Source organism: Taklimakanibacter albus (assembly GCF_016595235.1).
Taxonomy (GTDB): domain Bacteria; phylum Pseudomonadota; class Alphaproteobacteria; order Rhizobiales; family Aestuariivirgaceae; genus Taklimakanibacter; species Taklimakanibacter albus.
On record NZ_JAENHL010000006.1, the window covers coordinates 256,909 to 268,923 of the forward strand.

13 protein-coding genes are annotated in these 12,015 nt (G+C 62.8%); 9 read left to right on the top strand and 4 right to left on the bottom strand.

All coding sequences use genetic code 11. The features are described from left to right. Positions 1-2 precede the first annotated feature (2 nt). Positions 3-842 carry a LytTR family DNA-binding domain-containing protein gene (locus JHL16_RS05895; RefSeq protein WP_210345957.1) on the bottom strand — a complete coding sequence of 280 codons (840 nt, stop codon included), beginning with the start codon at positions 840-842 and terminating at the stop codon, positions 3-5. Positions 843-1,039: 197 nt separating this feature from the next. Here JHL16_RS05895 and JHL16_RS05900 point away from each other — a divergent pair, with 197 nt between their 5' ends. From JHL16_RS05900 to JHL16_RS05910, 3 genes are all read left to right on the top strand, one after another. Continuing rightward, complete coding sequence (locus JHL16_RS05900) at positions 1,040-2,830, top strand: FAD-binding oxidoreductase (RefSeq protein WP_200183954.1); 1,791 nt, start codon at positions 1,040-1,042, stop codon at positions 2,828-2,830. A 39-nt stretch (positions 2,831-2,869) separates the two neighbouring features. Next, positions 2,870-3,475, top strand: a complete 606-nt coding sequence (locus JHL16_RS05905) for a nucleotidyltransferase domain-containing protein (protein ID WP_200183955.1) — start codon at positions 2,870-2,872, stop codon at positions 3,473-3,475. 65 nt (positions 3,476-3,540) lie between these two features. Beyond that, on the top strand, positions 3,541-4,734 hold the full coding sequence (locus tag JHL16_RS05910) for a lytic murein transglycosylase (RefSeq protein ID WP_200183956.1): 1,194 nt from the start codon (positions 3,541-3,543) through the stop codon (positions 4,732-4,734). Here the strand turns inward: JHL16_RS05910 and JHL16_RS05915 are convergent, their stop codons facing one another. Then, positions 4,735-5,163: a cupin domain-containing protein gene (locus tag JHL16_RS05915; RefSeq protein ID WP_200183957.1), complete on the bottom strand. Its 429-nt coding sequence runs from the start codon at positions 5,161-5,163 to the stop codon at positions 4,735-4,737. A 90-nt stretch (positions 5,164-5,253) separates the two neighbouring features. Between JHL16_RS05915 and JHL16_RS05920 the strand changes: the two genes are divergently transcribed. The 6 genes from JHL16_RS05920 (at position 5,254) to JHL16_RS05945 (ending at position 10,642) form a co-directional block, all read left to right on the top strand. Continuing rightward, on the top strand, positions 5,254-6,903 hold the full coding sequence (locus tag JHL16_RS05920) for an NAD-dependent malic enzyme (protein WP_200183958.1): 1,650 nt from the start codon (positions 5,254-5,256) through the stop codon (positions 6,901-6,903). Continuing rightward, entirely contained in the window at positions 6,900-7,370 is a 471-nt protein-coding gene (soxR, locus tag JHL16_RS05925; protein WP_200183959.1) for a redox-sensitive transcriptional activator SoxR, read from the top strand. The genes JHL16_RS05920 and soxR overlap by 4 nt, the downstream gene beginning before the upstream one ends. A gap of 68 nt (positions 7,371-7,438) precedes the next feature. Then, on the top strand, positions 7,439-8,866 hold the full coding sequence (locus JHL16_RS05930; RefSeq protein WP_200183960.1) for an MFS transporter: 1,428 nt from the start codon (positions 7,439-7,441) through the stop codon (positions 8,864-8,866). A 2-nt stretch (positions 8,867-8,868) separates the two neighbouring features. Continuing rightward, entirely contained in the window at positions 8,869-9,273 is a 405-nt protein-coding gene (locus JHL16_RS05935; protein WP_200183961.1) for a DoxX family protein, read from the top strand. Positions 9,274-9,325: 52 nt separating this feature from the next. After that, entirely contained in the window at positions 9,326-9,925 is a 600-nt protein-coding gene (locus JHL16_RS05940) for a YdeI/OmpD-associated family protein (protein WP_200183962.1), read from the top strand. 99 nt (positions 9,926-10,024) lie between these two features. Continuing rightward, the gene (locus JHL16_RS05945) at positions 10,025-10,642 is read left to right on the top strand and encodes a 2'-5' RNA ligase family protein (protein WP_200183963.1); all 618 of its coding nucleotides are present in this window, start codon (positions 10,025-10,027) and stop codon (positions 10,640-10,642) included. Here the strand turns inward: JHL16_RS05945 and JHL16_RS05950 are convergent, their stop codons facing one another. Together JHL16_RS05950 and JHL16_RS05955 are read right to left on the bottom strand one after the other, a co-directional pair. Further along, positions 10,643-11,263, bottom strand: coding sequence for a DedA family protein (locus JHL16_RS05950; protein ID WP_200183964.1), 621 nt, complete (start codon positions 11,261-11,263; stop codon positions 10,643-10,645). It lies immediately after the preceding gene. Between the two features lie 161 nt (positions 11,264-11,424). Next, positions 11,425-11,991 carry a TetR/AcrR family transcriptional regulator gene (locus JHL16_RS05955; RefSeq protein ID WP_200183965.1) on the bottom strand — a complete coding sequence of 189 codons (567 nt, stop codon included), beginning with the start codon at positions 11,989-11,991 and terminating at the stop codon, positions 11,425-11,427. Positions 11,992-12,015 lie beyond the last annotated feature (24 nt).

Genomic DNA, 12,015 nt, shown 5'->3' on the forward strand with positions numbered 1-12,015 from the left:
CTCTAGCTTTTTGCCAAAACGTCGAGACCGCTGCGCCAGCGCCGGCCGCCGGAGATCTGCCGGCCGTCGGTGAGCGTCACGGTGAAGTCGCCACTGTCATTGGTCTCTGTCGCGGTGACGTGTTTGACATTCACCAGACGTGAGCGGTGGATGCGCACGAAATAGCGGTCGGCCAGCTCCTTTTCGAGGGCCGTTAAGGTCTGCCGGCGCAACAGACTACGGTCGGTGAGATGCAACTCGACATAATTGCCGGCGGCTTCCGCCCACAGAATATCGTTTGTCGCGAGCCAGTAGCGTTTGGCGCCGTCACGGATCTCCAGTCGAGATGGCGTCTCAGGCGAGGAAACCGGAGGCGACGTCCTGTCGAACACGATCTTGAGGAGCCATGCACCGACGACCAAACCGACATAGGTGAGGCTGTCCTTGCGGCCTTCATAGAGGAGACGGGTGAGGAACGGCTCGCCATCCAGGTGATAGGCGCCGCCGAACAACGGATAGAGTGCAAATCTGGCGAGCATCATCCCGGCTATGTGCAGGAGGCTGAAGCCGATCGCCCCGGCGGCATGGCCGAGCAGAACCAGCCCCCATCCGATGCGGCGTGGATCGAGCCTGACGGCCCAGCGCAGAAGCAGCGGGGTGAGGGCGAAGACGGTCGCGACGCTGGTGGCTTCATCGATCGCCAAGGGCCAGAGCGGCGTGGAAGAGGCTTCGCGGCCCGCTTCCATCCAGAACGAGGTGGCGCCGACCGCGGCGATCGCCGCGAGCATCAGCGCATAACAAAGCCATAGCCATCGGGGGAACCGGAAGGTTCTTTCAGGCTGCTCAACGGTCTCTGCCGTCATGGGGCGCCGCCGCTCGTGGCGCAGGGCCCGCCATTCGTCCCTTCAGGCTTTCTGAAAGGTCCGCGCCGGCTCACAGGGACATCATCAATCGTGCCACAGGAGGGTCTCATGGCCAGAACCTTGAACACCATACCGTCTGCTGTGGCCCGCTGCTGTAGCATGGTAGCGGCGTCTTGTCCCATCGTGGTGAGGGACTGATGAAACGGCGGTTATTTCTGAGTGCAGCGCTGGCCTGTTTGTCCGGCGTCCTGCCGCGCTGGTCCTCCGCCGCAAGCCAGCCACTGTCGCGCGTCCGTCCCGGCGCGCCGGGCTGGCCGTCGCGTGTGGATTGGGAAGGCTTGCGCGCTTTGGTGAAGGACCGGCTGATCGCGGTTGCGTCTCCGATCACGCCTTGCATCGGCTCGACGGATCGTTCGAGGACGGCAGCCGTCTTCGCCCGGCTGCGCAATCCGTATTACCTCGGTGACGAAGCGGGCTTGACCCAGGCGCTGGGCTGGGTCGATGCCTGGACCTCGCGGCCAAGTGTCTATGCGGTGGCGGCCGAGACCGCAGCCGATGTCGCAACGGCAGTCAATTTCGCCCGCGCGCATCGATTGCGGCTCGTCGTCAAAGGTGGTGGCCACAGCTATCACGGCGCATCGAGCGCCGCCGACTCGCTCCTCATCTGGACGCGCCGTTTGAACGCCATCACCGTCCACGACGCTTTTGTGGCGCAAGACTGTTCCACTCCTCAGACGGCAGTGTCGATCGGGGCGGGCGCCTTGTGGGGACAGGCCTATGACACGGTGGCGCGCGGGGCCGGGCGTTATGTCCAGGGCGGCGGCTGTCTCACTGTCGGTGTGGCGGGGCTCGTCCAGGGCGGTGGTTTCGGACCGTTTTCAAAAACCTATGGCTTGGCGGCAGCGAGCCTGATCGAGGTCCAGATCGTGACTGCCGACGGCGAGATCCGGATCGCCAATGCCTGCACCAACGCCGACCTCTTCTGGGCCATCAAGGGCGGGGGCGGTGGAAGCTTCGGCGTGGTGACGCGGCTGACCTTGCGCACGCATGACTTTCCGGCCTTCTTTGGTGGCGTCTTCGCCACCATCAAGGCGTCATCGGCGGAGGCTTTCCGCCGCCTGATCGACAGGACCGTTTCCTTCTATGCCGAGGCGCTTTTCAATCCGCAGTGGGGCGAGCAGATCAACTTCCGCCCCGGTCATGAGCTCGGCATCGCCATGGTCTTCCAGGGGCTGGAGCAGATGCAGGCGGAGGAACTGTGGCGGCCCTTCTTCGACTGGGTGAAGGCTTCGCCGCAGCATTATGCATTTGCGCAGGAACCCGCCATTCTCGCCGCACCGGCGCGTGATTTCTGGAGTCCGGCTTTTCTCAAGAGCCTGCCAGGTCTCGTCATGGAGGACGACAGGGCGGGCGCGCCTGAAGGAAATCTGTTCTGGGCCAGCAACAGAGAAGAGGCGGGACAGGTCTTTCATGGCTACCAGTCACGCTGGCTTTCGGCTTCGCTGCTTGCCGGCGATCGGCAGTCGCCTCTCGCCGAGGCCTTGTTCCGCGCATCGCGGCATTGGAACATTTCGCTTCATTTCAACAAGGGATTGGCAGGAGCGCCATCCGAGGCAATTGCCGCAGCGCGTGACACCGCGATGAATCCCCAAGTTCTCGACGCTTTCGCTTTGGCTATCTCGGGGGCCGCAAGACCACCGGCCTATCCCGGCGTGCCAGGTTATGAGCCTGACGTCGCCACGGCCCGCCGGGAGGCGGAAGCCGTGAAGAAGGCGATGCAGGAGCTGCGGGAGCTGGCGCCCGAGGCCGGCTCCTATGTATCGGAAAGCGACTTTTTCGAGGAGCATTGGCAGAAGGCTTTCTGGGGCAACAATTATGACAGGCTGCTGCAGGTGAAGAACCGGTACGATCCCGATGGGCTTTTTGTCGTCCATCACGGCGTCGGCAGCGAAGTGTGGAGCGCCGATGGCTTCACCCGATCGGACTGATGCCGTATAGACCGGCCCCTCATAGGGGCTGACGATTTCATGAATTCTCAAACACCGCTGGCGCATGATGCGTGGTGCGCATGGCATCCGACCGAGCTTGCCCGCCGGCTGAGCGGCATCGCGCGGCCATGGTGCATAGCGGGCGGGTGGGCTCTCGACCTTTGGCATGGCCACCAGACCCGTGATCACGAGGATCTTGAATTCACGATCCTGCGTGAGGACGTGGCCGCCTTCCGCCAGGTCCTGACCGGCATGGATTTCTACACGGCCGGAGATGGTATCGTTGAGCCTCTGCCGGCCGGCGCGGAACCGCCGGCGGCCATCTGGCAGATCTGGTGCCAGGACCGCGCGGCGCGGTGCTGGCGGGTCGACATGATGATCGAGCCGGGAACACCGGATATGTGGAAGTACAAAAGAAATCCGGCCATCATGCGACCGCGCGGCGAAATGGTCGGCATGACCGGGGACGGGCTGCCTTATCTGAAGCCGGCGGCGGTGCTGCTGTTCAAGGCGAAGCACAAACGCGGCAAGGACGAGACCGACTTCATGAATGCCCTGCCGAAGCTGGTCCGCGCCGAGCGGGATTGGCTCAAGGCATGCTTGGCGGCCGCCCATCCCGGACATGACTGGCTGCAAATGCTCTGACCAAAGCGTGATTCACATCGGCAAGCCCAGCTGGTAGTCTGCACCCTCAATATCAGGATGGCGTCATGACTCGATTTCTACCCCGCTTGATCGGCACCTGTGCTGTCGCGCTGGCGACAGGCTTTCTGGCGAGCCCTGCCTGGGCCTCGTTCGAAGCCTGTGTCAAAGGTGTGCGCGCCGAAGTACTGAAGGCCGGCATCAAGCCCGACATCGTCAATGCCGCCTTCAAAGGTATCGCTTTCGACGAGAAGGCGGTGCGCTTCTCAAGGACCCAGCCCGAATATCGTCTCGCCATCTGGGATTACATGGCCTTCCTGGTCGACGAGGCGCGGCTTGTCGATGGGGCCAAGATGATGCGTACTCATGACAAGACCTTGCGTTCGGTCGAGCGGGCCTATGGCGTCAACCGCTTCATTCTGGCGGCGCTGTGGGGCATCGAGAGCAACTACGGCCGCGAGAAGGGTGATTTCTTCCTGCCGCATGCGCTGCCCAATGTCGCGTGTGGCGGCAAGAAGCCGGCCGTGTTCAAGGCTGAGCTCATCCAGGCCCTGCGTATCGTCCAGGCCGGCGACATCAGGCTGGCCGATCTCACCGGCTCCTGGGCCGGCGCATTCGGCCAGACGCAGTTCATGCCGTCGACCTATCGCCGCCTTGCCGTCGATTTCGACGGCGACGGCCGCCGCGACACCATCCACTCGGTTCCCGATTCGCTCGCTTCCGCCGCCAATTTCCTCGATAAGGCCGGCTGGCAGTCGGGTCTCCCCTGGGGCTTCGAGGTGAAGGTGCCGGCCTCCTACAAGGGACCGGTCGGCCGCTCGCGCAAGGCGCCGGCCTCGGCCTGGGTCAAGCAGGGCATCACCCGCGCCGATGGCACGGCACTGCCGTCCGGCGGCTCCTATGGACTCATCCGGCCGGCGGGGCCGTCAGGCCCTTCCTTCCTCGTATCGCGCAACTTCGATGCGCTCTTCTCCTACAATGCGGCGGAGTCCTACGCACTGGCGATCGGCTACCTATCCGACCGCCTGGCCGGCAAGGCTGCGCTCAAGACGCCCTGGCCGACCGATGATCCGGGCCTGAGCCGGGCCGAGCGCAAGCGTCTGCAGGAATTGCTGATCCAGCGTGGTTATTATGAGGGCGAGGCGGACGGCCGTATCGGCCCGATCACCGTCGCGGCAATCAAGGAAGCGCAGAAGAAGGCCGGCATGAAACCCAATGGCCGGCCGAGCAAACGCATCCTGAAGGCGCTCGCCGGGAACTGATCACGCCTTTGGTGGCGCTGGCACCAACCCGTGACGCAGCATGATCTCCTTGATGCGCTGCGGGTCGGGCGCGCCGGCGCTGAGAAGGGCGGCGATCTCGCGGAAATAGCCGGGACCGAGCACGCCAGGGGTGAGCACTGAAAGGCACGTGGCAGGTTCCTCGGTGACATTGTTGAAACCATGGACGACGCCGCGCTTGATGAAGAGCGTGTCGCCAGGCCCGACCGGGGAAGTCTTGCCGTCGACGGTAAAATGCAAGGTGCCGGAGAGACCGTAGACCGCTTCGTCCCAGCTCTCGTGATAATGCGGCACCGGGACGCGGCCTCTGGGCTGGACCGTCATGCGGAACATGTCGAGGCTGCCGGCCGTCGTTTCCTTGGTGTGGAAGAATTCGAGATTGATGCTGCCGAAGTTAATGACTTCATTCATTTGCCTGTCTCCGGCCCCCGCTATCTTTTATATCTGGGACCGACGAGAATCGACAGGCCCTCTGCATCTGACCGTTCGGGGGAAAAGGACATGACCGCTAAACCGACACCGCTCACCAATCATCCGACCGGCGTGGCGCTGCTGCGCGATCCGGCGCTCAATCGCTCGACCGCCTTCACCGAGGCCGAGCGCGAGAAATTCGGGCTGGTCGGCCTACTGCCGGACCGGGTGGAGGATGAGGAGGTAAGGCTGCAGCGGGTCCTGGTTCAACTCGACTACAAGCCGACCGATCTCGAGCGGTATATCTTTCTGTCCTCGCTGCGTGACAATGACGAGACGCTCTATTTCAAGGCGCTGATGTCCGACCCGGCGCGTTTCCTGCCGCTCGTCTACACGCCGACCGTCGGCGAGGCCTGCCAGAAATTCGACCAGATCCTGCGCCGCCCGGCCGGTGTCTATCTGTCGATCACCCGCAAGGGTCAGCTGCGCGATCTCCTGCGCAACTGGCCGCATAAGGATGTGCGTTTCATCGTCGTCACCGATGGCGAACGTATTCTGGGACTGGGCGATCTCGGCATCAACGGCATGGGCATCCCGATCGGCAAGCTGGCTCTTTATACGGCCTGCGCCGGCGTGCCGCCCAAGGTGACGCTGCCGATCACTCTCGATGTCGGCACCAACAATGAGGCGCTCATCAAGCATCCACTCTATCTCGGTTTGCGTCAGCCGCGGATCACTGGTGCTGAGTATGACGAATTCATCGACGAATTCATCATGGCGGTGCAGGACGTATTTCCACGTGCCTGCATCCAGTTTGAGGATTTCGCGCTGCCGCATGCGGCACCCATCTTGGCGCGCTATCGCGACAAGGTCTGTTGCTTCAACGACGACATACAGGGCACCGCCGCGGTGGCGCTCGCGGGCCTTATCGCCGCCTCGAAGATCGTCGATGGCGCGCTCAAGGATCAGCGCTTTCTGTTTCTGGGCGCCGGCACGGCGGCGACCGGCATTGCCGCACTCCTCGCCAAGGCGCTCGAGCAGGATGGGCTTTCGGCGGCTGAAGCAAAGCGGCGCTGCTGGCTCTTCGATATTGGCGGCCTCATTCAGTCGAAGCGCGAGGGCCTCACACTCTTCCAGCAACCCTTTGCCCATGAGCATGCGCCGCTCGACAATTTCACCGCCGCGATCGAGGTGCTGAAGCCCACCGCCATCATCGGCGTGTCGGGTGTCGGCAAGGCTTTCGACCGTACTGTCATCGAAACGATGGCGAAGCTCAACGAGCGGCCGATCATCTTTCCCTATTCCAACCCGACCTCGCATTCGGAATGTACGGCGGAGGAGGCCTATCGCTGGACCGACGGCCGGGCCGTCTTTGCCAGCGGCAGCCCATTCCAGCCGGTCTATCTCGGCGACAAGACCTTCCTGCCGAGCCAGGGCAACAATGTTTATATCTTCCCGGCGGTCGGCATGGCGATCTACGCGACGGAGGCCGCGCGAGTCACCGACGAGATGTTCATTGTCGCGGCGCGCGCACTGGCCGAGCAGGTGACGCCGGCGCAGATCGCGACCGGTCTCATCTATCCGCCACAATCAATGATTCTCGATGTGTCGCTCAATGTCGCCCGTGCCGTGGCGCGTTACATCTTCGATCACGGGCTCGCAGGTGTGCCGACGCCCGATGATCTCGCCGCTTATATGGCTGAAAAGGTGTACCGGCCGGCCTATCGGCCGCTGGCGTGAAGAAGGGCGACGCCAAACAGACTCTGGCGGTGGGCGAGGTGGCGCGACGCAGTGGCGTCGCCGTGTCCACCTTGCATTATTATGAGCGTAAGGGGTTGATCGAAGGCTGGCGCACCGCTGGCAATCAACGCCGTTATCACCGTGCCGTGCTGCGCCGCATCGCCATCGTCCGCATCGCGCAGCGCGCCGGCATTTCGCTTGCCGTCATCCATGAGGCGTTGGCCGACCTGCCGCATGATCATGTGCCCACGGCGAGCGACTGGCGGCGCTTCACCAATACCTGGAAGGACATGCTGGAGGAGCGCATCGTCAGCCTGACGCAACTACGCGACCAGATCACCAGCTGCATCGGCTGCGGCTGCCTTTCCTTGGCGGAATGCCCGTTGCGAAATCCGGATGACGTGTTGGGCAAGCGTGGGCCAGGCCCGCGACGTTTGGTGCCACATAGACGCACGCGTGATGCTTGACCTCAACTTTGGTTGAGGTCCTATAGGGCGTGTCGGCTGCGACCTCGGTCGCGAATTGGAGTGCCGACATGACAAATGAATTGACCGATCCGGCGCCTGTCGGATGGAGCGATCTCCTCAGTGGAAGACATGGCATCTATGCTCTGGTTTTGGCCGGTGGCGTGACGCTGCATGCCGTGAACATGTATATCGCAACCACGGTGATGCCCTCGGTTATCGCCGACATTGGCGGCCTCGATTTTTACGCCTGGGCCACGACATTGTTCGTCGTCGCCTCGATCCTCGGCGCGGCATTGGCGGCGAAACTCCTGAAGCGCGCCGGTCCGCGCGGCGCTTATGTCATCGCCGCCTTGCTCTTCGGCATGGGCACATTGATCTGTTCGCTGGCCGTCAACATGCCGGTGATGCTGGTGGGGCGCAGCATCCAGGGCCTCGGCGGCGGCTTCCTCTATGCGTTGGCCTATGGCCTGACGCGTCTCGTGCTGCCGGAAAGATTATGGGGTCGCGTCATCGCGCTTATCTCGGCGATGTTCGGCATCGCGGCGCTGGTCGGACCGGCGGTCGGTGGAGTCTTCGCAGAATATCATGCCTGGCGTGCCGCCTTCTGGTCGCTTCTGCCTTTCGTCGCCGCCTTCACGCTCATCGCCCTTTCGACGCTCCCCAGAAGCAGCTCGGACAGGAATGAGCGCGCTGCTCTCCCGCTGCCGCAGCTGGTGCTGTTGACTGGCGCGGTGCTCGCCGTCTCGGCCGGCAGCTTGGTCGAGGACATCGCCTGGAACGCCTCTGGTCTTGGCGCCGCGCTCGCGATGATCGCCCTGATCGCTCTGGTGGAGGGCAGGACCGAGGCGCGTCTCCTGCCGCGCAACTCCTTCAGCATCGCCACACCCTTGGGGGCGCTCTACTGCACCATCGCGCTTCTGATGCTGGGCATGCAGCCTGAAATCTTCGTGCCTTATCTGCTGCAAGTCCTGCATGGTCAGTCGCCGCTCCGGGCCGGCTATCTCGCGGCCTTGATGGCGATCGGCTGGACGATCGGCTCCATATTGAGCTCGCGCTGGCAGCAAAGTGCGGGAGCCCGTCTGATCTTGCTGGGACCCGTCCTGGTGCTCACGGGCCTGGTGATTTTTGCGGCGTTCGTGCCGCTCCATGGCCAGGGAGATCTCGCCATTCTCGCGCCGATCTGCGCCGGTCTTCTTCTGGTCGGTTTCGGCATCGGCATAGCCTGGCCGGGGCTCGTCACCCGCATCTATCGGAGCGCACCCGCGACCGAGCAGGATCTCGCCGCTGGCGGCATGACGACGGTGCAGCTCTTCGCCATTGCGTTCGGAACCGCTCTCGCCGGCATGGTGGCGAATATCGCCGGTCTTGCCGAACCTGGAGGCGTCGCGGGTGCTTCATCCGCGGCCTTATGGCTGGCCGGCATTTTTGCGATCGCTCCGATGCTCGCCATTGCCATGGCGGTGCGCGTCCTTCATCTCACCGGCGGGAGGAGTTGAAAATGCCGATCCTCGACGCGCGTGCCTTCGAGCTTGTTGCACGCCTTCTTCTCACTTTCGTCTTCTGGACCAGCGGCCTCGCCAAACTGCTGGACTTCAGCGCCAATGCCACGGTGATGGACAGCTTCGGGCTCTATCCGGGCTGGGCCTTCAACCTGGCGACACTGATCCTCCAGCTCGGCGCATCGGCGATGATCATCCTCGATCGCGGCACTTGGCTCGCCGCGGCCGCGCTCGCGATCTTCACCGTCCTGACCGTCCCGATCGCGCATCCTTTCTGGGCGAAATCGGGCGAAGCGGCGTTCCGGGATATGACGGTGGCCCTGGAGCATATATCGGTCATCGGCGGGCTCGCCATTGTCTGCGTCCTGTCGCCCTTCCATGCGCGCGCGAGAATGAAGGCTTGAGTGACGGGCGCCGGGTGCTCTACTGAAGGAGGCGGAAGCTCGAGCATCTCACATGGCGCCCGTCACTATTGATCCCGGCAAGCTCTTTGAATTCAAGAATTCCGACAGCTTCCACAAATGGCTGGCCCGGAATCACGATAAGCAGGATGAAGTCTGGATCAAGATCCACAAGGTGAGCTCGGGGCTGCTGTCCATCAGTCCTGTGGAAGCCATCGATGTCTGTCTGTGCTGGGGGTGGATCGACGGCCTGCGGAAGGGGTTCGACGACAGAAGCTATTTGCAGCGTTATTGCCGGCGCCGCGCCAAGAGCACCTGGAGTCGCATCAATGTCGACAATGTCGCGCGCCTCATCAAGCAAGGGCGCATGACCGAGTATGGACTTAAGGAGATCGATGCAGCCAAGGCCGACGGGCGCTGGGATCGCGCTTATGGCGGCTCGAAGGAGATGGTGGTGCCCGCCGATCTTCAGGCCGCAATAGATGCCGAGCCCAAGGCAAAGGCGATGCTGGCGAAGCTAAGCGCGCAGAATCGCTTCGCCCTGGCCTTTCGCCTGCACAACATGAAGACCGAAGCCGGGCGGAAAAGAAAAATCGAAAGCTTCGTCCTGATGCTGAAGCGCGGCGAAACCATCCATCCGCAAAGGAAGAAGTGATTCTTTGCCGAAGAGAGCAGCGCAATTTCAAAACGTACTTGCTAATGTTCTTATTTTGTTCTATAGCATTAGAGGTCAGTCAGTTGCGTAAGGTGAGTTATGGCACAGGTTGCATTCAATCTCGGAACGGCCGTTAGCGCGAGAAAGTCGCCGCCGCGGTCGGAACGGTTATTCCTCGGCATTCGTCTCGATGGCGACACGGCCCGTCGCATTGAGCGCTTCCGGCGTGGATTTTGTGCTGAGCACGATGTCCAGGGAAGCCTGCGCCCGAGAGAGCTTCTGCATATGTCCCTGCATTTCGTTGGTGACTTTACGCGGCTGCCCTCGGCTATCATTCATGGCGCGAGGCGGGCCAGCCAGACGGTATCGCTGCCGCCTTTCGACGTGACGCTCAATCACGTCCAGAGCTTCGAGGTGAAGCCGCCGCGGCATGGCGCGCCCGGTCGGCATGCTCTGGTGCTGCTCGGTGAGAGCGCACCGCTGGTGGAGTTGCACCGGTCACTCGGATCGGCGCTGAAGGACTGGGGCTTCAAGGCGGCTGATCATTTCACGCCGCATGTCACGCTGCTCTACGGCCCGAAGGTCGTGCTCAAGCGGACGATCGACCCGATCCGCTTCACCGTCGAAGACTTCTCGCTCATTCACAGCGAAAAAGGCCGCTCGCGTTATAACACGCTCGGCAACTGGTCGCTGCCGGAGCCGATGGCTTCGTCCTGATCAGGACGAAGCCTTCTTGCGATAGCGCAACAGCAGCAGAATGGCGCCTTCGAGAGCAAGGAGGGCGATGGAGGCCCAGAATCCGGTTTGAATGGGATCGCGCCCGCCGCTCCGCAAACTGTAGCCCAGATACACGAAGGGTGCGTTCCATATCAGGCAGCCGAGCGTCGTCGCTGCCAGGAAGATGCGCGGGTCGAGTCGAAGCACCCCGGCGGGCAGAGGAAGATAGAGCCTGGCCGCCGGGATGATCTGTCCCGAGAGCGTGACCCAGAAATGATGGCGGCGATAAGCATCGGTCAGCCGGTCATAGAGCGGTATTTTCAGGAGTATGTATTTGCCGTATCTGGCGACAACCGCGCGTGCGCGCTCGGGGCCGAGCGCCCATCCGATCACGAACCAGCCGAGCCCGCCGATGAGCGACCCGAATGTCGTTACGCCAATGGTCAAAGCGAGCGTGGTGCTGTCGGGCACCGCAAGGCCCAGGAACATCAGCAGGATATAGGAGGGAAGGAGAGGCGCAAATCTCTCCATCGCGGCGAGACAGCCCGCGCCGGCCAATCCGAAGCTCAAGAGATAGGCGACTGTGGCCGATACGGTCGAAGTTAGCTCAGGCGAGGGCATGGGATCTGTCAATCAGGTGGATCACGTTGGGCGGTTGAGTCACGCTAGCCTTGCGACTCAAATGCCTCACGACTGTGACTGGAACGGGGCGGCGCCTCGTCATGCCAGAGATGACGCCGAAGCATTACGGCAGTCTGTCATGGACGCATGATGCGCTCACCTCAGGAGAGGCTTGCCGTTCCGGCGCCGGTTTTGAGGCCGTCCATCAGAAGTGTAATGAGACGGCGCGAGCGTTCGCGCCAGTCCGGCGTCTGGGGGAGGCTGTAAATGCCCGAAAGCGCATGGAGGACGTCGGAACTGTCGATATCCGAACGGATGGCGCCTTGCGCGATCGCGGCATCGACAAGCTGCTGCAGGGCGGCCGGGATCCTGCCGGACGTTGCCGCGAAAAATTCGGAATTGCTGGCGATCAGCAGCTTGAGGCTGTTGGCCATGCCGCGTTTGGCCGCGATATAATCGACGAAACGCTGCATCCAGGCGGCGAGCGCCCTTTCGGGTGGGTATTTGCGCGCGAGATCCTCGGCCGCCCGGCACAGCGCTTCGACCTCGTGGCCATAGACGACTTCGACCAGATGCTCGCGCGTCGGAAAATGCCGGTAGAGGGTGCCGATGCCGACCTGGGCGCGCGCCGCGATCTCTTCCAGCGACGTCTCGATGCCATGTTCGGCGAAGGCCTTGCCCGCCGCCTCGATGAGTTTTTCGCGGTTGCGCAGGGCATCGGCGCGCATGGGCTTTTCCGCCACGGCAGGGGT